At 64.1% G+C, this 21,216-nt stretch carries 19 protein-coding genes; 15 read left to right on the top strand and 4 right to left on the bottom strand.

Going from position 1 to position 21,216, the window contains the following annotated elements:
* Positions 1-27 precede the first annotated feature (27 nt).
* The 3 genes from ACP16H_RS06190 to fdhF form a co-directional block, all read right to left on the bottom strand.
* Positions 28-1,215 carry a PepSY-associated TM helix domain-containing protein gene (locus ACP16H_RS06190; protein ID WP_425071392.1) on the bottom strand — a complete coding sequence of 396 codons (1,188 nt, stop codon included), beginning with the start codon at positions 1,213-1,215 and terminating at the stop codon, positions 28-30.
* A gap of 86 nt (positions 1,216-1,301) precedes the next feature.
* Positions 1,302-2,240, bottom strand: a complete 939-nt coding sequence (locus ACP16H_RS06185; protein WP_425071391.1) for an HNH endonuclease — start codon at positions 2,238-2,240, stop codon at positions 1,302-1,304.
* Positions 2,241-2,371: 131 nt separating this feature from the next.
* On the bottom strand, positions 2,372-5,149 hold the full coding sequence (gene fdhF, locus ACP16H_RS06180) for a formate dehydrogenase subunit alpha (RefSeq protein ID WP_425071390.1): 2,778 nt from the start codon (positions 5,147-5,149) through the stop codon (positions 2,372-2,374).
* A 242-nt stretch (positions 5,150-5,391) separates the two neighbouring features.
* Here fdhF and ACP16H_RS06175 point away from each other — a divergent pair, with 242 nt between their 5' ends.
* From ACP16H_RS06175 to ACP16H_RS06115, 13 genes are all read left to right on the top strand, one after another.
* A complete protein-coding gene (locus ACP16H_RS06175) occupies positions 5,392-6,252 on the top strand; it encodes a branched-chain amino acid aminotransferase (RefSeq protein WP_425071389.1) in 861 nt (286 codons plus the stop codon).
* Between the two features lie 16 nt (positions 6,253-6,268).
* Positions 6,269-6,709 carry a hypothetical protein gene (locus ACP16H_RS06170; protein ID WP_425071388.1) on the top strand — a complete coding sequence of 147 codons (441 nt, stop codon included), beginning with the start codon at positions 6,269-6,271 and terminating at the stop codon, positions 6,707-6,709.
* A gap of 46 nt (positions 6,710-6,755) precedes the next feature.
* Positions 6,756-7,211, top strand: coding sequence for a universal stress protein (locus ACP16H_RS06165; RefSeq protein WP_425071387.1), 456 nt, complete (start codon positions 6,756-6,758; stop codon positions 7,209-7,211).
* 25 nt (positions 7,212-7,236) lie between these two features.
* Positions 7,237-8,346: a hypothetical protein gene (locus ACP16H_RS06160; protein ID WP_425071386.1), complete on the top strand. Its 1,110-nt coding sequence runs from the start codon at positions 7,237-7,239 to the stop codon at positions 8,344-8,346.
* A 152-nt stretch (positions 8,347-8,498) separates the two neighbouring features.
* Positions 8,499-9,062 carry a NifU family protein gene (locus tag ACP16H_RS06155; RefSeq protein ID WP_425071385.1) on the top strand — a complete coding sequence of 188 codons (564 nt, stop codon included), beginning with the start codon at positions 8,499-8,501 and terminating at the stop codon, positions 9,060-9,062.
* Positions 9,063-9,251: 189 nt separating this feature from the next.
* Positions 9,252-9,839 carry a LysE family translocator gene (locus ACP16H_RS06150; protein WP_425071384.1) on the top strand — a complete coding sequence of 196 codons (588 nt, stop codon included), beginning with the start codon at positions 9,252-9,254 and terminating at the stop codon, positions 9,837-9,839.
* A 37-nt stretch (positions 9,840-9,876) separates the two neighbouring features.
* Positions 9,877-10,455, top strand: coding sequence for a tRNA (adenosine(37)-N6)-threonylcarbamoyltransferase complex dimerization subunit type 1 TsaB (gene tsaB / locus ACP16H_RS06145; RefSeq protein ID WP_425071383.1), 579 nt, complete (start codon positions 9,877-9,879; stop codon positions 10,453-10,455).
* Positions 10,445-10,858: a ribosomal protein S18-alanine N-acetyltransferase gene (gene rimI, locus ACP16H_RS06140; protein ID WP_425071382.1), complete on the top strand. Its 414-nt coding sequence runs from the start codon at positions 10,445-10,447 to the stop codon at positions 10,856-10,858. The genes tsaB and rimI overlap by 11 nt, the downstream gene beginning before the upstream one ends.
* 115 nt (positions 10,859-10,973) lie before the next feature.
* The gene (locus ACP16H_RS06135; protein ID WP_425071381.1) at positions 10,974-11,978 is read left to right on the top strand and encodes a BMP family lipoprotein; all 1,005 of its coding nucleotides are present in this window, start codon (positions 10,974-10,976) and stop codon (positions 11,976-11,978) included.
* A gap of 102 nt (positions 11,979-12,080) precedes the next feature.
* The gene (locus ACP16H_RS06130; RefSeq protein WP_425071380.1) at positions 12,081-13,538 is read left to right on the top strand and encodes a hypothetical protein; all 1,458 of its coding nucleotides are present in this window, start codon (positions 12,081-12,083) and stop codon (positions 13,536-13,538) included.
* Positions 13,539-13,629: 91 nt separating this feature from the next.
* Positions 13,630-15,231, top strand: a complete 1,602-nt coding sequence (locus ACP16H_RS06125) for an ABC transporter ATP-binding protein (protein ID WP_425071379.1) — start codon at positions 13,630-13,632, stop codon at positions 15,229-15,231.
* A 92-nt stretch (positions 15,232-15,323) separates the two neighbouring features.
* A complete protein-coding gene (locus ACP16H_RS06120; protein WP_425071378.1) occupies positions 15,324-16,421 on the top strand; it encodes an ABC transporter permease in 1,098 nt (365 codons plus the stop codon).
* Positions 16,421-17,386: an ABC transporter permease gene (locus ACP16H_RS06115; RefSeq protein WP_425071377.1), complete on the top strand. Its 966-nt coding sequence runs from the start codon at positions 16,421-16,423 to the stop codon at positions 17,384-17,386. Before ACP16H_RS06120 ends, ACP16H_RS06115 begins: the two co-directional genes overlap by 1 nt.
* Before the next feature lie 122 nt (positions 17,387-17,508).
* Here ACP16H_RS06115 and ACP16H_RS06110 read toward each other — a convergent pair whose 3' ends face one another.
* Positions 17,509-18,366, bottom strand: a complete 858-nt coding sequence (locus ACP16H_RS06110; RefSeq protein ID WP_425071376.1) for a prephenate dehydratase — start codon at positions 18,364-18,366, stop codon at positions 17,509-17,511.
* A gap of 144 nt (positions 18,367-18,510) precedes the next feature.
* Here ACP16H_RS06110 and ACP16H_RS06105 point away from each other — a divergent pair, with 144 nt between their 5' ends.
* Both ACP16H_RS06105 and ACP16H_RS06100 read left to right on the top strand, forming a co-directional pair.
* Positions 18,511-19,023 carry a c-type cytochrome gene (locus ACP16H_RS06105; RefSeq protein WP_425071375.1) on the top strand — a complete coding sequence of 171 codons (513 nt, stop codon included), beginning with the start codon at positions 18,511-18,513 and terminating at the stop codon, positions 19,021-19,023.
* Positions 19,024-19,270: 247 nt separating this feature from the next.
* The gene (locus tag ACP16H_RS06100; protein ID WP_425071374.1) at positions 19,271-21,199 is read left to right on the top strand and encodes an extracellular solute-binding protein; all 1,929 of its coding nucleotides are present in this window, start codon (positions 19,271-19,273) and stop codon (positions 21,197-21,199) included.
* The last annotated feature ends 17 nt before the right edge of the window (positions 21,200-21,216 follow it).

Raw genomic sequence — 21,216 nt, 5'->3', positions numbered from 1 at the left:
AAGGTCTGTCGGACGAAAGACCTTCTGTCACGCCACCGCGCGCCGTGTCCGCGCCATCCGCGCCAACCGCCGATATCCCAGCGCGATGCCGGTCCAGACCAGCACAGCCGCCGCCAGTGACGCCAGCCCGGCAATGGTCTGCCCGATCAGCCCGTAATACTGTCCGGTATGCGCGAACCGTGCCCACATGCGCATCTTGGCCCCGGTCGTGCCGGTGGCCCCGCTCTCGGCGCTCACGACCTCCCCGCTCGCACGGTCCATGACAAACCGCGTCTTGGCGCCCGGCTGCTGCCCGTTGCCCGAATCCAGTGTCACCAGCACCACGCCCGCACTGTCCTCAGGCACGGCGATGGAAGCGCGGGTCCAGTCCGGTTTGACCTCCTGCGCCTTTTCGATCAGCACGGCATAGGCCAGCGGTTTCCCGCCAAGGTCCTGCCGCTCCAGCCGGTTCGGAATATTCGTCTCGCTGCGTTGCAAGGCTTGCTGCCCGCCCGTCGCGTTCAGGCCATTTGCCGGCGCCGACACCGGAGGCCCGCCGCGGACAGGCACATCTTCACCAACCGAGGCGAACAAAAGCGTATTCGCCCATGAATAACTCATGATCACCCCGGTCAGCACGATCACGAAAAGCGGCACCAATGCCCAGAAGCCCAGCACATGGTGCCAGTTGTGGTCCCGTGCCTGCGTGGTGGGCAGTCCGCGCCGGGACAGCAGGCGCGTCTTCAGCATCGACCACTTCCACGCCTTGGGCAGCCACATGTAGATCCCCGACACCACCAGCACGAGGAACACGAGGTTCGAAGCGTCGATCAGCCAACCGCCCACCTCGGTCGAGCCACTGAAGGACAACCAACGGTGCAAGGACATCACCGCGTGGAAGAAATCGGACACGCCATCGCCGGCGCCTTCGACCGCTGCACCACTGTAAGGGTCCAGCACCTGCGCCGAACGCCCCTGCGCCAGCGTCACCAGACCGCCGTCCTCGCGCGGCAAGGTCAGGACTTGGCCGGCCACCGCTCCGTTGGCTGCCAGCAAGTCCTCGGCTGACAGAACCACCGCGCCCTCGGGCGCATCAACGGCTTGCACCTTCGCCCAGTCCTCGATCTGCCCCTCGTAGGTCAGCAGCACACCCGTCACCGCCATGACCATGATGAATACCCCGGCGGTCAGACCCGCCACCAAATGCCCCCAGAAAATCACCTTTCTGAACATCATACCTATCCCCGTAGATTGCGTTCTTCAGGCTGATACGTCCCGCCCAGTACACCCCGTCGCAGTTTTTCCGCAGCGCGGCGAAAGTCTCAAGACGGCATAGGGTCGCCCCGGCCAAAGACATGCTCGCGGTGCCAGCGCAGGTTCTCGGGGTGGGGATGCAGCCTTTCGTCCTGCGGCAGATGCAGTCGCGGCCCCACAAGTCGCCGGACCACATCGCCAGGCACCTTGTTGTGCGACACCAGGACGGAATGGTCCTCCGCGACCGAGATCAACCCCCGGTCGAACATCCAGTGCAGCGTCCCTGACAAAGCCAGCCCATTGCGCACCGAATCGCTGCCGCCTTTCTCCACCGGGATGATGTGCGCTGCCTGCACCTCGGGGCGACCGCCACCATTGCGCAATTCCAGCCCCGACACAGCGCATCGATACCCGTAAGCCTCGCGCACCTTCCGGCGAAACGCCACGTCGCGGTAGGGCCTGCGTTCGACCCGCTCAACGATGGCGCGCGCCGAGGGCGCCGCGAATGCCTCCTGTCCCTTGAAAGCAAACCCCTGCGCAGATGCAGGCACGCCCGGCGGGACGACATTGTACCTTGCGGCCTCGACGCTCTCCAGGTCCCCCGGCAATCCCATGTCCACGATCCGCGCGAAATCGGTCTCGGTCAGTCGCCGCACAGCCAACTGCACCGCACCGCCCTTTTTCGGCGTTCCGTCCGGTTCGCGCAAAGCCGTCTCCAGCGGACGCCCGGCAATCAGCCGTGGCACAAAGCTGTCGAACTCCAGGTAACTTGCCGGCGCGATCATGGCCCAATACATCCCATTGCCCGGTGGGCTTTCGACGACTTCACGCACCTTCGCCACGGCAAAATACCCGCGCGGCCCGGCCTTCACCGGTTCGTAGTAGACAATCCAGTCCCCGACCGCCTCGCGCACGGCCTTCAGGTAGGTTCTCGGAAACTCGTATCGCACGTCCGGCGCATCATCATAGATCGAATCCGCGCGGTGCAGGAAAACAGCCTTCGTCATAATGGCCAGGAAGCCCGCCGCACACGCAAAAGGCAAGCCCGCCGATGCGCGACTCGCCCCTGCTTCTTTGGTTTTTCAAATACCCTCGGGGGTCCGGGGGCAGCGCCCCCGGGGCCTGAACTATGCGCAGATCACTCCGCCGCCATTTGCTCCACCGCTTCTACGCGCACCGCCGAATACTTGAACTCCGGAATCTTGCCAAACGGGTCCAGCACCGCGTTGGTGAGGATGTTGGCGGCCGCCTCCACGTAGGCAAAGGGCAGGAACACCATGTCCGGCGCCACGGCACGATCCGCTCGGGCCATGACTTCGATCATACCGCGGCGAGTCACCAGTCGCACAAGTCCGCCCGCTTCAACCCCCAAACGACGCAGGGTCGACGGGTGAAGGGAACAGTTGGCCTCCGGCTCTACTGCGTCCAACACAGTGGCGCGTCGCGTCATCGACCCGGTATGCCAGTGCTCCAGCTGTCGCCCGGTGGTCAGCACCATGGGGAAGTTCTCGTCCGGCACCTCTGCCGGCGGGGTCACCCGTGCCGGGGTGAACTTGGCCCGACCTGCGCGGCGCGGGAAGCCATCGCCGAAAACGACTGCCTGCCCCGGATCCTCCGGTCCCATCGTTGGATAGGTCACGGCGCTATCGGTCTCCAGACGTTTCCAGGTGATGTGATGCAGGCTGCGCATGGACATCTTCATCTCGGCAAACACCTGGCTGGGATGGTCGTAATCCCAGTCGAGCCCGATGCGCCGCGCCAGTTCGACGATGACCTGCCAATCTTCCCGCGCCTCGCCCGGCACCGGCACCGCCGCGCGCATCATCTGCACTTGACGGTTGGTGTTTGTCACCGTGCCGTTCTTCTCGGGCATGGCGGCGGCGGGCAGGATCACGTCGGCATAGTTCGCCGTTTCCGTCAGGAAGATATCCTGCACCACGAGATGATCGAGTTTCTCCAAGGCTTTACGCGCGTGTTCCACATCCGGGTCGGACATGGCGGGGTTTTCGCCAAGGATGTACATCCCCCGGATTTCGCCACGATAGACGCGATCCATGATCTCAACCACGGTCAGACCCGGCTGCGACTGGATCTCGGTGCCTTCCCAGATGTGCTTGAAGAGCGAGCGCACCTCTCCATCGGTCACCGTCTGGTAATCGGGCAGGAACTGCGGGATCAGGCCGGCGTCGGACGCGCCCTGCACGTTGTTCTGCCCGCGCAGCGGGTGCAGGCCGGTGCCGGGGCGCCCGACATGACCGCAGAGCAGCGCCAACGAGATAAGGCAGCGCGCGTTATCAGTGCCGTGAATGTGCTGCGACACGCCCATGCCCCAGAAGATCATCGCCCGCTGCGCCGTGGCAAAGGAACGTGCCACCTGGCGGATTTCTTCGGCCTCGATCCCGCACAGCTCGGACATCCGTTCTGGTGTGAAAGCCCGGATATGGTCGCGGAATTCAAAGAAGCCTTCGGTGAAGCCCTCGATGTACTGACGGTCGTAAAGCTTTTCCTCGACGATCACGTTCATGATCGCGTTCAGCAGCGCCACGTCCGTTCCGGGACGGAATTGCAGCATATGCTTGGCGTGCCGCTTCATCGCGGTGCCGCGCGGGTCCATGATGATCAACTCGCCGCCACGCTTGGTGAACTGCTTGAAGTAGGTCGCTGCGACGGGGTGGTTCTCGGTCGGGTTGGACCCGATCACGATGGCCACGTCGGCGTTCTCGATCTCGTTGAAGGTCGCGGTCACCGCCCCCGATCCGACGTTCTCCATCAGCGCCGCCACTGACGACGCGTGGCACAGGCGCGTGCAGTGGTCGACGTTGTTGTGCTTGAACCCCTGCCGGATGAACTTCTGGAAGAGGTAGGCTTCTTCGTTGGTGCACTTGGCCGACCCAAAGCCCGCCACCGAGGCACCACCGTAGTAAGACCGCAGGTCCGCCAGACCATGCGCGGCAAAGTCCAGCGCCTCTTCCCAAGTGGCTTCGCGGAAGTGCGTCCAGGGGTTCGACGGATCGACGTTCAGTCCCTTTTCAGGCGCATCCTCCCGGCGGATCAGCGGTTTGGTCAGGCGGTGCGGGTGGTGGATATAGTCCATCCCAAAGCGGCCCTTGACGCAAAGACGCCCCTCGTTCGCCGGACCGTTGATGCCCTCGACGTATTTGACCTTACCGTCCTTGACCTTGATCGAGACCTGGCAGCCGACGCCACAGAAGGGGCAGACGCTCTTGGTCTCGCTGTCAAAGTCGTTGCGATCGCCTTGCTGTTGCGCGTCCAGCACCGTGGCAGGCATCAGCGCCCCCGTCGGGCAGGCCTGAACACATTCGCCACAGGCAACACAGGAAGACTCGCCCATCGGGTCGTCGAAATCGAACACCGGGTAGGCGTCGTGGCCGCGTCCCGCCATGCCGATCACGTCATTCACCTGCACCTCGCGGCAGGCACGCACGCACAGACCGCACTGGATGCAGGCATCAAGGTTCACGCGCATGGCGACGTGGGAATCGTCCAGCAGCGGAATACGCTCGACCTCAAGCGTCGGAAACCGCGACTCGGCCACGCCGTTCTCGGCGGCCATGTCCCACAGGTGTGAAGACGCATCATGCGCGGCGGTCTTCTCCGGCTGGTCGGCCAGCAGCAGTTCCATCACCATCTTGCGCGCCGTCTGTGCGCGGGCCGAGGCGGATTTGACCACCATGCCTTCGGAGGGTTCGCGGATACAGGACGCCGCCAGCGTGCGCTCGCCCTCGATCTCCACCATGCAGGCGCGGCAGTTGCCGTCGGGGCGATAGCCGGTCTGCGGCTTGTGGCAGAGATGCGGGATCTTCAGGCCGCGGCCATTGGCCACTTCCCAGATCGTCATGCCCTTCTCGGCCTCGACTTCCTCGCCATCGAGGGTGAAACGGATGATGTCGGACATGTTGAGGCCTCCCTGAACGCTCGCGGGCTGAATAAACCATGCTCACGGCCATCGGCATGGAACAATGCCGACCTTCGGCTGCGTTTTTGCGTCTCAACGTTTCCGATGCGCAGCAAACAACGCAGTTTTGGAACATGCGCTACGGAAAACCTCTGCGTACGTCGGGGATCTTCCCCGACTCTCCCCCTCTGGACGTCACCGCCCGACGCGCCTAGCCTCCGCGCCAAATCACGGAGGACACCATGGCGACCGGCACGAACATCCGCACATACTTCAACGGGACGTGGCACGAGGGTGATGCCATGATCATGCGAGCGGCGGATCATGGCGCCTGGCTGGGCTCCAGTGTCTTTGACGGGGCGCGTTACGTGAACGGGGTCCACCCTGACCTCGATGCACATCTTGCCCGCGTTAACCGCTCCGCAGAGGCACTGATGCTGCGCCCGACCATGGGCGTGGAACAGATGCTCGACATCACCCGTGAGGGACTGTCGAAGTATGCCAAGGACGCCGCCGTCTACATCCGCCCGATGTATTGGGGCATCCACGGCGACGTCACCGCCATCGTCCCGCAGCCCGAGGAAACCGGCTTTGCGATCTGCCTCGAAGAAATCCCCATGGCACCCGAAACCGCATCGACCACCCTTGGCCGCACCCGGTTCCGCCGCCCCGTGATGGAGGACGCTGTGGTCAACGCCAAGGCTGGCTGCCTTTATCCCAACAACGCCCGCATGCTGGCGGACGTGCGGTCGCGCGGGTTTGGCAACGCGCTGGTGGCGGACGCCATGGGCAACGTGGCCGAATCCGCCACGGCCAACGTCTTCATGGTCAAGGACGGCGCGGTCCTCACCCCTATCGCCAACGGCACTTTCCTCGCCGGGATCACCCGCGCGCGGCACATGGCCAACATGGAGGCCGAAGGCATCGACTGTTTCGAAACCGTCCTGACCTTCAAGGACTTCGAAGAGGCAGACGAGGTCTTCCTCACCGGGAACATGAACAAGATTACACCCGTGACGGGCTTCGAGGACATTTCCTACCAAGTCGGCCCCATGACGAAACGCCTGCGGCAGATGTACTGGGACTGGGCGCTGTCGGCCTGAGATGTAAGAGCGCGACATGGCAAAGCTCATCGTCATTGGCATCATCCTCGCGTTCTTTGGTGCGGTGCTGCTGGTCGTTCAGATGAACTACCGCCGCGAGATGCGCGACCGCGAAACCCGCGTACCCACGCTGGACGATCAGCTGGACACGCTGGTGCGCGCGGGGCTGCCCCTGCGCGCCGGCGTTACCCGCGACACCCTGCTTGCCCGCGCCTCCGAGGAGGACTACCGCACCGCCCCCTGGGCGCGCCTGCTGCTGGAACTGGCGCGCGACACCGGGGACGGCGCGCCCTGCCCTTGCACCGGTGACGGCGCGCCTGCCGGTGGCACGGTTGTCCTGCTGCTCGACCACGCCTCCGGGACCGCACGCTACACCCTGCCCGACGCCACGGCAGAGCGCATCCAATCCCTCGCCCCCGGGCTTCTCACCCGCCTGCCCCCGGGCACGCCGCGGTAGACAGGACCGCGCCCCTCTGCCAGTGTTCCCCGGCAGGAGGCCCCACATGCGCAAGTTCCTCGTCGTGCTCGACGATTCCCGTGAATGCCTGAACGCCATGCGCTTTGCCGCCATGCGCGCGTCGAAATCCGGTGGCGGCGTCGCGATCCTGTCGATCATCCCGCCCGAGGAATTCAACCACTGGATCGGCGTTGGTGACATCATGCGCGAGGAAGCCCGTGAACGCATCCACGCGCATTTCGAGGTCTTCGCCAAGTGGATGCGAGACAAGCAGGGCGTCGATCCCGAACTGGTCATCCGCGAGGGCGACCCGGTGAATGAAATCCTCGCCCAGGTCCGCGAGGACACCGAAATCGGCGTGCTCGTCCTCGGTGCCGCCGCCGACAAGAAAGGGCCCGGCCCGCTTGTCACGCAAATGAGCCGCAGCGCAGGGTCCCTGCCCATTCCCGTGACCATAGTCCCCGGCGACCTGTCCAAGGAACGGCTCGAAGCGATCACCTGACGCCTTCTGCCGAAAACGCTTTCCCATGGCGTCCACACACGGCATCCTACCCCGGATTTCACTGAAGGGTTTTCCGATGCGCGCGCTTTGCCTCCTGCTGTCCATATTGCTTGCCACCCCTGCCGCCGCACAGGAAGAACCCCGCATCCACGCCAGCTGCCTCGGCGGGGCCTGGCAATCCTGCTTCATCCTGATCGACGGACCGATCCGCGACGGCATCACCGACCGGCTGAAACAGATGGTTGCCGCAGGCGAGGTGCGCGGCCGCGTCGTCTACCTCAACAGCCCCGGCGGCTCGTTGCAGGAAGGCCTGCGCATGGGGCGCTACTTCCGCGAGATGCATTGGGACACCACCATCGGCAGCCTCGACGGCGTGCCGCGCAATCCCGACGGCAGCCCCGCTTTCGCCAGCGCCGCCGAACTGGGGCCCGGCCATTGCGAAAGCGCCTGTTCCTACGCCTTCCTCGGCGGCGAAAACCGCGCCTATCAGGACAACGACAAGCTCGGCTTTCACCAGTTCTACAATGTCGACGGCGATATCGGTGATGGGCTGACCCAGCAATTCTCCGGCCTCGTGGTGTCCTACATGGTCGAGATGGGCGTGGATGCCCGCATCTTCTCGCTCGCCGCGACTCAAGGCCCTTCGCAGATGTTCTACGTCGACCGCAACGAGGCCATGGAGTTCGACATCGTCAACCGGCGCGGCTTCGATGCCCTGACGCTGGAGCCCTTCGGGAACGGCATCATCGCCATCTCGAAACGCCTCGACCCGGCGAAACACCAGGACGGTGCGGACTTGGTGACCTTCTTCTGTCAGGGCGGCCAGCCCTACGCCATGCTGCACACCGCGCATCACATGTTCCTGCCGGGCACTCAGGGCACGCCCGCCGTCTGGTTCTCCGCCGACAAGTTCGACCTGCCCGCCGATGCGCTGTCGCTACAGGTCAGCGGACCCGAGGCCAAGATGACCCTCCGCCTGCCCTTCGACATCGCCACCGAACTGACACGCCGAACGGATTTTTCCATTTGGATCAGCTACGGACGCCTCGAAGGGGGCACCTTTACCGCCTCGCGCGAAACCTCTCAGAAAGATCGCGAAATGATCGCAGCCGCCTTCCGCTACTGTATCGGCTGACTCGCTGCTTCTTTGGTTTTCCAAATGCCCTCGGGGGAGCCGCCCCGGCAGGGGCGGCAGGGGCAGAGCCCCTTCTTAGAATCATTCCAAACCTTGACCTTCCGGACCGGCGCCCGCATATTCCGCACAAGACCACGAAAGGTGTCCCCAAGATGTTCATCCAGACCGAATCCACCCCGAACCCGGCAACGCTGAAGTTCCTGCCCGGCCAGACGGTCCTGGATATGGGCACCGCCGACTTCCCCTCCTCCGAAGCCGCCTCTGCCTCGCCGCTGGCGCAACGCCTGTTCAGCGTGAACGGCGTCACCGGCGTGTTCTTCGGCACCGACTTCGTGACCGTGACCAAGGCCGACAGCATCGACTGGGACCACCTGAAGCCCGCCATCCTCGGCGCCATCATGGAGCATTTCCAGTCCGGTGCGCCGGTCATGTCCGATGGTGCCGCGCAGGCCGGTGGCCATGCGGAGCACTCCGGCGAGGACGCCGAGATCGTCGGCCAGATCAAGGAACTGCTGGACAGCCGCGTGCGCCCGGCAGTGGCGCAGGACGGTGGCGACATCACGTTCCATGGCTTTGATCGCGGCGTCGTCTACCTGCACATGCAGGGTGCCTGCGCAGGCTGCCCCTCGTCGACCCTGACGCTGAAGATGGGGATCGAGAACCTTCTGCGCCACTATATCCCCGAGGTGACCGAGGTCCGCCCCGTCGCGGTCTGACACAGCCTACCTTTCGACAACCGCCGACAAGGCCGCCCTCCCGTGGCGGCCTTTCCCATTTGTGCGCCCCGGAAACTTGAAAAGTTTCCGTCCCGAAGTCTTTTCAAGACTTCGCCCCACAATGCGCAAAATCCGGATCGCCCCGGTGTGCCCGGCATGACCTGATGTGTCATCGCCCGGAGGTGCCCCATGTCCCTGATCGTCCCGCTTGTCCTGTTTCTCTTCCCCCTCGCCTACAGCCCCGGTCCGGGCAATCTGACCTTCGCCGCCAATGGCGCGCGCTTCGGCTTTGCCGCGACGCTGCCAGCCAGCCTTGGCTACCACCTGGCAACATGGATCGTGACCGTAGCGGTGGGCTTCGGTGCCGTGGCGCTGTTGCAAGCACTCCCCGGAATTTTCACCGTTTTGAAACTCACAGGCACGGCCTACGTCCTGTTGCTGGCCACCCGCTTTCTGCGCGCCGGAATCACCGAGGACGAAACCGCTGCCCGCCCCATAGGCTTTGGCGACGGCGCGGTGCTCCTCGTGCTGAACCCAAAGGCCTACGTCATCATCGCGCTCATGTTCACTCAGTTTCTTGGCACGGCGGGCAATGCCGCCCTCATCCTTCTCATCGCCACCGTGTTCACCCTGAACAACCTCCTCGCCTTCAGTCTCTGGACGCTGGCCGGGGACGTGCTGCTGCGCGGTTTCCGCACGCCTACCCACGCCCGCCGGATCAACCTTGCCTTTGGTGCGGCCCTCGCGCTGACCGCGCTGTGGATGCTGTCGGCCTGACATTGCAGCAGGCCAAGGATCGCGCCATAAGACCGTTATGATCCTTGCCTTCGATACCTCCGCCGCCCATGTCTCTGCCGCCCTGCTGGACGGCGCGCGCCTTTTGACGCGACACGAGGAGATGGGCCGCGGACAGGCAGAACGCCTGATGCCCCTGCTCGAAGAGCTGCTGGCCGAGGCGGACGCCACATGGCACGATCTGACGGCGATCGCCGTGGGCGTCGGTCCCGGCAATTTCACGGGTATCCGTATTTCCGTCGCCGCAGCGCGGGGACTCGCCTTGGGACTGGGCATTCCCGCTATCGGCATCAATGGCTTCGATGCCATTCTCGCCACGGCCTCCAAACCGGGCGTGCCCTGCATTCCCGCGCCGCGCGGTCAGGCCTATCTGCGCCGGACCGGTGCAGAACCGGTTCTGGTCAGCGCCGAAGAACTGGACGTGACCTCCCGCGAAACGGACCTCCTGACGCCGGATTACAGCACGCTGGCCGAGGGCATCGCCCGTGCCGCTGCCAACAATCCAGACACCACGACACGGCCCGCGCCGCTCTACATCAAGCCCGCCGATGCAGCGCCGTCGTCCGAGGTGCCTCCGGTCATCCTCGATGGCGCCTGACGCACTGGCCCTCATCGCGGCCCGCGCCTACACGCATCAGGCCCCGTGGTCCGCGCAAGCCTTTGCCGACACACTGGCCCGCCCGCACGCCCTGCTGACCGCCTCCGATCACGCCTTTGTTCTGGGCACCGTGGTGGCCGACGAGGCCGAGATCCTCGCCCTCGCCGTCGATCCGGATCACCAGCGGCAGGGCCATGCCCACCGTGTCATTGAACAATTCCACGCCGACGCCCAAAAAAGAGGCGCGAGCCGCGTCTTCCTCGAAGTGGCCAGCCGCAACACGCCCGCGCAGGCGCTTTACGCAGCTCATGGGTACACACAGGCAGGGTGGCGCAAGGGCTACTACCCGCAACCGGACGGCCCCGCGGACGATGCGCTCGTCCTGACGCGTAACCTGCCCTGACGTGACCCGCTATCGTGGTAAAAACCGCCTTGACCCCTTCGCGGGGCTGCGTCTTGATGACTTCATCACATAACTGAGGGGCCATTCCGGCCCCCACCACCTGGGAGCACACCTCATGACCTTCATGCAGAAGACCCTTGGCAGCGTTGCCGCACTGGCGCTGACCGCCGGTGCCGCGCTGGCCGACCCGGCGCTCGTCTATGACCTTGGCGGCAAGTTCGACAAGTCCTTCAACGAAGCCGCCTACAACGGCGCCGAGCGTTGGGCGCAGGAAACCGGCGGCACCTACAAGGACATCGAGATGCAATCCGAAGCCCAGCGCGAGCAGGCGCTGCGCCGCTTTGCCGAGGCAGGCTACAACCCGGTCATCACCACCGGCTTCTCCTTTGCCGAGCCGATCAAGAACGTCGCCGCCGACTACCCGGATACCAAGTTCGTGAACGTCGACGGCTGGCTGCCCGAAGTCCCCGCCAACGTTCAGCTGATCGGCTTCCAGGAACATCAGGGCTCCTACCTCGTCGGCATGCTGGCCGCGATGGCATCCAAGACCGGCACCGTGTCCTTCGTCGGCGGCATGGATATTCCGCTGATCCGTCACTTTGCCTGCGGCTATGCCCAGGGTGCGAAGGCCGTGAACCCCGACATCAAGGTCATCGCCAACATGACCGGCACCACCCCCGCCGCGTGGAACGACCCGGTGAAGGGCGCCGAACTGGCCAAGGCGCAGATCGGCCAGGGCTCTGACGTCGTTTACGCCGCCGCCGGTGGCACCGGTCTGGGTGTTCTGCAAACCGCCGCCGACGAAAAGATCTACTCGATCGGCGTCGACTCCAACCAGAACTACCTGCACCCGGGTTCAGTCCTGACCTCCATGCTCAAGCGCGTCGACAACGCCGTGTACGAGTCGATGAAGGCCGGTGCCGACCTCGAAACCGGTGGCATCACCACCTTGGGTCTGGCCGAGGAAGGCGTGGGCTACGCGGTCGATGACAACAACGCCTCGCTCATCACCGACGAGATGAAGGCCGCCGTCGAAGACGCCAAGGCCAAGATCATCGCGGGCGAGATCGACGTGGTGTCCTACTACGCCAACGACAGCTGCCCGGCTCTGGACTTCTGATCCGCCATCCGGTCGGCCTGACCGGACAGCAAGCGGCAACAGGACATCGGCCGGGCCTCCCGGCCGATGTTTCTTTATCTCCATATGAGTTTCACGGTTTTCATGTCCATTTCGACCATTTCCCTCCGGGCAGCCCTCTTCCTGAGCCTCACCGCTACCGCGCCCGCCGATGCACAATACACGGCCACCGAAACCGTCCTCCTGCGCACGGCCTGCATCGCGCAAACGACGCTGGATTTCACCGCAGCCCCCTGCGCCGAACTCCTCGTGACGGATCAGGGCCACCTCGTGGCTGACAACCCGCGCCTGCTGTCAGCCGAGACCCGCGACACCTTCGTTGCCCGCGAAGAAACCCTGTGCGCCGAGGGCAGCGCCCTCAACTGTGCCCGCCTCGGTCGGATCACCTTTGCGACGGACCTGTATAATCCACGGCACTTCGACCTGCTGTCGGTGGCCTGCGACGCGCGCATCGGCTGGGCCTGCTCCGCGCTCAGCGACTCTGCCGACAGCTTGTCCTACATTCCCGCGAAGCACGTCGCAGACCGTCAGCGCCTGCGTGAATGGTACGACGCCCTCGGCCCGGCCTGCGAAACGGGTGACCAGACCGCCTGCGTGAACCGCGCCCGCCTCAACCCCGTGCTTCCAGTCTCCAGACCGGCCCTTGAAATCACCATTGGCGGCCTCGAAGCACCCTGCGAAGACGGCCACGCCCGTGCCTGCACCGTCCTCAGCGACCTGCACGGCGACGGAGCCTACGCGCTGCAACAGGTCCTGCCCGACTTTCGCCCCAGCCAGCGCAAGGCCGACCGCTATGCCCGCCTCGCCTGCGACTGGGGCAACCCGTCGGGCTGTTACAATCTCGGGCTTTCGCTCGAAGACAACTGGGAACTTGCCCACATGCGCTACACCGAAGCATGCGCCGGCGGAGAACCGGAGGGCTGCGCAGAACTGCGCTGGGAAAGCTACTGGCGACGCGGCGACCCGACTGGGCTGCTGTCGAACGCCTGCCGCGCGGGCGACTTCAACGCCTGCCTCTACCTGGCCGAAAAGCGCGCGGAACCCATCCGTCTCGACAGCGACGCCCCCGCGGACAAGGCCCGCCTTGCAACCTACGCCGAGGACCTCGAACGCATTTGCCGCATGGGATCGGGCACCGCCTGCGGCCAATACGCCAATCTTCTGTCCTACACCGCCCCGGATCTGGCCCGCGAACAGGCCTACGCCACCGCCGGATGCGAGGTCTTGGACGGCCACGCCTGCTATGTCCTCGCCTACGGGCACGAAACGCAAGACGCGTGGCCCATGGCGCTGAACTTCTACCAAACCGCCTGCGACCTGGAATTCTGGGCCGGATGCGCCGCCTCTGGCTACCTCTTGGAAACAAGCAAAGCGGCCCCCGCCGACCGCGACGAGGCCGCCCGCTACTACCAGATCGGCTGCAACCATCGCGACGCGCGCTCTTGCCGAAACCTGTCCGTCCTGCTCAGGGACACCGCCCCCGCCGAGGCCGCCAATCTCGCCGACCGCGCCTGCGCGTTGAACACAGGCTATTGTCCATAGGGTTACGTGGGGGGCCACAGACACAAAGGCTCTGGGCAAACCCGGTGACCTCTGTAACAAATGGGTTAATGACAGCAGGGACATTCCAGGCATGACCGACACCCCCGCCATCGAGCTCAAGGGCATCTCAAAGGCTTTCGGCCCCGTCCAGGCCAACAAGGACATCGCCATCCGCGTCATGCCCGGCACGATCCACGGCATCATCGGCGAGAACGGCGCGGGCAAGTCGACACTCATGTCGATCCTTTACGGCTTCTACAAGGCCGACAAGGGCGAGATCTTCATCCACGGCAAACAGGTCAACATCACCGACAGCCAGGCCGCCATCGCGGCCGGCATCGGCATGGTGTTCCAGCACTTCAAGCTGGTGCAGAACTTCACCGTTCTGGAAAACGTCATCCTCGGGGCCGAGGAAGGTGCCATGCTGCGCCCGTCGCTGGACAAGGCGCGCGGGTCCCTGAAAAAACTGGCCGAGGAATATGAACTGCACGTCGACCCCGACGCCCTGATCGAGAACCTCTCGGTCGGGCACCAGCAGCGCGTGGAAATCCTCAAGGCGCTGTACCGCGAGGCCGACATCCTCATCCTCGACGAGCCCACCGGCGTGCTGACCCCCGCCGAGGCCGACCACCTCTTCCGCATCCTTGAAGGGCTGAAGCGCGAGGGCAAGACGATCATCCTCATCACGCATAAACTGCGCGAAATCATGGAGATCACCGATACCGTCAGCGTCATGCGACGCGGCGAGATGACCGCCACGGTCAAGACCTCGGAAACCTCTCCCGAACAACTGGCCGAGCTAATGGTGGGCCGCAAGGTGCTCTTGCGCGTCGACAAGACACCCGCCCAACCCGGCGCGCCCATCCTCGAAGTCGAGAACCTGCGCCACACCGACAGCCACGGCGTCGAACGCCTCAAGGGCGTGTCCTTCAACGTCCGCGCGGGCGAGGTCCTCGGCATCGCCGGGGTCTCCGGAAACGGCCAGTCCGAGCTGCTGCATGTCCTTGGCGGCATGACCAATGCGACCGGCTCGATCCGCGTGAACGGGCAGGAAATCGACCTGACCGGCAAGCACTCCGACGGCCAGTCGCGCCGTGCGCGCGGCATTGCCCATGTCCCGGAGGACCGCCACCACGAAGGCCTGATCCTGCCCTATACCGCCTGGGAAAACACCGTCTTCGGCTACCACCTCGACCCGGCGCTGGCCTCTGGCCCCTTCATGAACAACGCCGCGATCAAGGCCGAGGCACAGGCCAAGATGGACCGCTACGACGTCCGCCCGCCGAACCCGAACCTCGCGGCCAAGAACTTTTCCGGCGGTAACCAGCAAAAGATCGTCCTCGCGCGCGAGATCGAGCGCGACCCCGACATCCTGCTGATCGGCCAGCCGACGCGGGGCGTCGACATCGGTGCGATCGAGTTCATCCACCAGCAGATCGTCGCCCTGCGCGACGAGGGCAAGGCGATCCTTCTCGTGTCGGTGGAACTGGACGAGATCCTCAGCCTGTCGGACCGCATCGCCGTCATGTTCGACGGCCAGATCATGGGCGAACGCCTGCCGTCCGAGACCAACCAGACCGAACTGGGCCTGCTCATGGCCGGTGTCACCGAAATGCCCGACAAACCCATCATCGAAGCGGTCACCGACCAGATGGCCGCCAAGGCCGACCGCGAGGCCGCGCAGCATGACTGATCCAACCGACCTCGGCTTCTTCTTGGTAAAAATACTCCCGCCGGAGGCATCCCGACATGCCACCCGCGCCACGATCCAAAGGACCACGCGACATGGATAAGATGCCCGCCTGGGCGGACGCCGTTCTCGTCCCCCTGATCTCGATCCTCATTGCCGCCGTGCTCTCGGCACTGGTCATCGCCGCGCTTGGCATGAACCCCTTCGAGGCCTTCCAGCTGATGGTCGAAGGCGCGCTGATGAAATCGTCCGGCTGGGGCTACACGCTTTATTACGCGACGAACTTCATGTTCACCGGGCTCGCCGTCGCCGTCGCCTTCCATGCCAAGATGTTCAACATCGGCGGCGAGGGTCAGGCACAGATCGGCGGCCTCGGCGTGGCGCTCTGCTGTCTCTTCATCCCATGGCCGCACTGGTCGCTGGCCCTGATCGGCGCAACCATTGCCGCCGCCCTCTTTGGCGCGGCATGGGCTTACATCCCCGCGATCCTCCAAGCCAAACGCGGCAGCCACATCGTCATCACGACGATCATGTTCAACTTCATCGCCGCCGCGCTCATCAACTATGTGCTGGTCAACGTCCTGCGCCCCTCCGGCGCGATGGAACCCGCCACGGCCACCTTCCCGGCGGCGACCTCCTTGCCCACGTTCCAGCAGATGTTCTCCACCTCCGAAACCGTGCTGTTCCGTGGTTCCCCCGCCAACATCACCTTCTTCATCGCTGTCGCTGCGTGTTTCGGCGTCTGGCTGCTGATCTGGCGTACCCGGCTGGGCTATGAACTCCGCGCCTTCGGCCACTCTGAAACCGCTGCCAAATATGCGGGCATCTCACCGGTCAAGATCACCGTGGTTTCCATGCTGATCTCCGGCGGACTCGCGGGCCTCATGGCAATCAACGCCACCATGGGCGAAGCCGAACGCCTTGTCCTCAACGCCTCCGAAGGCGCGGGCTTCATCGGCATCGCCGTGGCCCTCATGGGCCGCTCCCACCCTGTGGGCGTCTTCCTCGCGGCGCTTTTGTTCGGCTTCCTCTACCAGGGCGGCGCGGAGCTGGCCTTCTGGGCCAACATCCCGCGTGAACTGGTGACGGTGATCCAGGCGCTCGTGATCCTCTTCACCGGCGCGCTCGACAACGTCGTCCGCTGGCCGCTGGAACGCCTGTTCCTCGCCTTCCGCCCCAAAGGAGCACAGTGATGGATTTCGCAACCCTCATCCAGCTGCTCGAATCGACGATCCGCCTGTCGACGCCGTTGTTGCTCGCCTGCCTTGCAGGGCTGTTTTCCGAACGTTCCGGCGTCTTCGACATCGGCCTCGAAGGCAAGATGCTCATCGCCGCATTCTTCTCCGCCGCCATCGCCTACAACACCGGGAATGTCTGGCTTGGCCTCTTGGCAGGCATCGCCGCGTCGATGGTCCTCTCGGCCATCCATGGCCTTGCGTCGATCACCTTCCGGGGCAACCAGCTTATTTCCGGCGTGGCGCTGAACTTCCTCGCCTCGGGCATCACCGTCCTGATCGCGCAAAGCTGGTATAAGCAAGGCGGCAAGACCCCGACCCTCACCGGCAACGCCCGCCTGTCGGAAATCACCCTGCCCTTCGCGGAAACCCTGCGCGACGTGCCCATCCTCGGCCCGATCTACGCCGACCTGATCTCGGGCCACGCGCCGCTGGTCTACGTCGCCTTCCTCGCTGTGCCCGCAACCTGGTGGCTGCTTTACCGCACACGCTTCGGCCTGCGCCTGCGCGCCGTCGGAGAAGCGCCCGAGGCCGTCGACACCGCCGGCATCTCGGTCATCCGTCTGCGGTATACCGCCGTTGCGATCTGCGGTATCCTCTGCGGCATCGCGGGCGCCTACATGGCAACCGGCCTGCAACCCTTCTTCGGCAAGGAAATGACCGCAGGACGCGGCTACATCGCGCTGGCGGCGCTGATCTTCGCCAAGTGGCGCCCGTGGTACGCCCTCGCGGCCTGTCTGCTGTTCGGCTTCCTTCAGGCCGCAGCAATCCGTTTCCAGAACTTCGACCTCGGCGCCTTCACCGTCCCGGTTCAGTTCATGGACGCCCTGCCCTACATCCTGACCGTCATCATCCTCGCGGGCTTCATCGGCAAGGCCATCCCCCCGCGTGCCGGCGGCGACCCCTACGTCAAAGAGCGCTGATAAATGACGAAGGGCGGCCGTCTCACAGGGCCGCCCTTCGTCTTGAATAAAACTTTGTTATCCGAGAGGCAGACCGCCAAAGCGACTGGTACTGCCCACCAAGACCCCGTCCCTCGACAACTTCAATCTCGCCGCGAGTCCCGTGGATAGACGCCGAGAATCTCCAGCATCGATGTGAAGTATTCCAATTCCTCCAGCGCCCGCGCCACTGCGGGATCTTCCGGATGCCCTTCAATGTCCGCGTAGAATTGTGTCGCGGTGAAGGAGCCTCCGACCATGTAGCTTTCGAGCTTGGTCATGTTCACGCCATTGGTCGCGAAGCCCCCCATCGCCTTGTAAAGCGCGGCCGGGATGTTGCGCACCTGAAATACGAACGTCGTCATCATGCCGTGATCGCCCCGACGGGAGTTGTCGGGCATTGGCGACATCAGCAGAAATCGCGTCGTGTTGTGGGAATGGTCTTCGAGATGGCGGGCAAGTATGTGCAATCCGTTGATCTCCGCCGCGAGATCCGAAGCCAGCGCACCCACGTCCCGCAGGCCGTCCCGCGCGATCTCGGCGGCGGCACCGGCGCTGTCGGCCCAGGCTTCGCCCTTGATTCCATATTGCCGAAGGAAACTGCCCGCCTGCGGCAATAACACCGGATGCGCGCGCACTTCCTTCAGGTCTTCGACCTGAACACCCGGCAGTGCCATCAACGAGATGTGCACCCGGACAAAAGCCTCGTCCACGATGCGCAGCCCCGATTCCGGCAACAGTCGGTGAATGTCCGCCACGCGCCCGTAGGTCGTATTTTCCACCGGCAACATAGCCAGATCCGCACGCCCGTCGCGCACCGCGTCGATCACGTCCTCGAATGTCTGGCAGGGCAGAACCTCGGCATCCGGGCGGGCATCGACGCACGCCTGATGGGAATAGGCGCCCAACTCACCCTGAAAGGCGATACGCTGAGGCGTCTGGAGAGTCATTTCGGGCGACATCAGGGTTCCTCCGGCGTGTTCCAAGGCAAATTTTCGCAATCTCCCGGCGGTCGGGCGATTGGTCGCGGCTTCTATCGCTTGCCACCGGCAAAGGGAAGGCGTAGTTACCCGCGCGACGGATATGCAAGACGAACAGGGCACCTCATGTTTGACACGATGACAATGACCAAGGTTGTGGGCGGCGTCTGCGGCGCCCTGCTGATCTATCTGATGGGCAAGTGGGCTGCCGAAACGGTGTACCACATGGGCGCCGGCGGCCACGGCGAAGAGCACGCAGCAGCCTATGTCATCGAGGCTGGCGGCGGCGAGCCGGCACAGCCTGCCGAAGAAGTCGATTTTGCAACTCTCTACGCTTCGGCAGATGCTGCCGCTGGCGAAAAGGTTTTCGGCAAGTGCCGCGCCTGCCACAAGTTGGACGGCACCGACGGCACCGGTCCGCACCTTAACGGTGTGGTCGAGCGGGCGATCGGCTCGGTGGGTGGTTTCGCCTACTCCGGCGCACTGCAGCAGGTCGGCGACGCATGGACGCCCGAGAACCTGTTCCACTTCCTCGAAAGCCCGAAGTCGGCAGCGCCCGGCACCACGATGGGCTTTGCCGGTCTGCCGAAAGAAGCCGACCGCGTGAACCTGATCGCCTACCTGGCGACCCAGAGCTGACACGCGCAAGCGACAGTTACGCACCGACGAGTTTCAATAAAGGGCTGCGCCACCCCGGCGCAGCCCTTTTTCCGTTAACCGCACCTGCCCGACTACCGGTCACGGCTCGTCGCGCCCTCGTGAGCCATAACTTTCTCACCTTGAATGTGGTCAGCCAGAACACTTAGCTTAAAATTAACCATAATTGATGTGTCATGAAGGCAAGCTGCGCCGACGCCGCTGCCCGCACGCCCAAGGGAGACCCCGGATGACCAAGTCCAAGCCGTTCCAGATCGACCGACGCAAGGCATTGGGCCTGATCGGGGCTTCTGCCGCAGCACCTCTGATGCCGCGCACCGGTTGGGGCGAAAGCCACGGCGCCGACCCGGCCATGATCCGGTCACACGGTTATTCCTTCTACGGCGATTTGAAATACCCCGCCGACTACCCGCACTGGGCTTACGTCAACCCCGACGCCCCGCGCGGCGGCGAGATCGTCATCGGTACGCGGGGCACCTTCGACGGCTTCAACCGCTGGGCGTGGCGCGGCAACCCAGAAAGCAATTCCGGCGTCGTGGCCGAAGCGCTCTTCGGCGAGATGCCTTGGGGCGGCGGCCTGCCTGCCGATACAATCACGGACAGCTACTGTCTTGTCGCGCGCGAGGTCGAATATCCCGAAGACCAGACATGGGTCATCTTTCACCTCCGCGACGACGTGAAGTTCCGAAACGGCCAACCTGTGATGGCCAAGGACGTTGTGTTCACCCACAACCTTTTCCTTGAACAGGGCATTCGGTCCTATGCGAGGTCTGTCTCCGAACGCGTCATCGGTGCCGAAGTCCTCGGTGACCTGTCCTGCAAGTTCACCTTCGCTGACGGGATTTCGCGCCGCTCGCTCATCGATCAGGTGGGCGGAACACCCATCTTTTCCGAAGACTGGTACAAGGAAACCGGCGAGCGTCTGGACGAGCCGTCGGTTAATTCCCCCATGGCTTCCGGCCCCTATCAAGTGGCGGATTACGAGTTCAACCGCTTCGTCGTTTACGAACGCAACCCCGACTACTGGGGCTGGGAGCACCCGGCGAACAAGGGCCGTTTCAACTTTGACCGCGTGCGCTTCGAATACTTCGCCGACGACACAGCGGAATTCGAGGCCTTCAAGGCAGGCATCACCACCTTCCGCCAGGAAGGTTCGACCAAGCGCTGGGCCACGGGCTACGACTTCCCCGCCATCAGCAGGGGCGACGTCGTGCGCGAGACGATCCCGGATTCGACCGCACCGAACAACTCCGGCATCATCTTCAACACGCAGAAACCGCCGCTGGACAACCGCAACATCCGCCACGCACTGACGCTGGCCTTCAACTTCGAATGGGTGCGCGAGTCGCTGCAATACAGCCTGACGACGCAGCGCAATTCCTACGTCGAGGGCCAGGAGTGGGAAGCCAAAGGCGTACCGCAGGGCGCTGAGCTGGAGCTGCTGCAATCCTTGGGTGACCTCGTTCCGGCCGGGATGCTGACCGAGGAAGTGGTGATGCCCCACACCTCGAACCCGCGCGATCCCATTGACCGCCGCAACAAGCGCGCCGCGCTGAAGCTTCTCGAAGAGGAAGGCTGGACGCTGGATGCCGAGGGTAAGCTGCGCAATGCCGCGGGCGAGCAGATGTCCTTCAACTTCTTGGTGATTTCGACTTGGGACGACGTCCGCCTGTCTTCGATCGAGACCTACGTGCGCACCCTGACCGACTGGGGCATCGCGGTGAATGCGACCAAGGTGGACAGCGCACAGGGCCAGCAGCGTTTCCTCGACAAGGATTACGACATCATCCACACCCGCATCCTGACCTTTTCGAGCGCCGGGACCGGGTTGAAGCAGATGTTCGGGTCGGAAACCGCGCAGGTGTCCTCCTACAACCCGGCCAATCTGCAAAGCCCTCTGGTGGACGCGCTGATCGAAAAGGCGCTGGACACCAAGACCCGTGCCGACGAGATCATCGCTCTGACCGCACTGGACCGCGCGCTGCGCTGGGAACGCCTGATGGCCCACGAAGGGTTCGTCCCGGAGTATTGGACCGCGCAATACGATATGTTCGAACACCCGGCGGACCTGCCCCCCTACGCGCTCGGGGTGCTGGACTTCTGGTGGATGAACGAGGAAAAACACAAGGCGCTTCAGGAGCGTGGCGTTCTGAAGTGAGCGCCCGACCCACGGCA

Source organism: Sagittula sp. S175 (genome assembly GCF_049800975.1).
Taxonomy (GTDB): Bacteria; Pseudomonadota; Alphaproteobacteria; order Rhodobacterales; family Rhodobacteraceae; genus Sagittula.
This window is presented reverse-complemented; position numbering and strand designations above follow the sequence as displayed.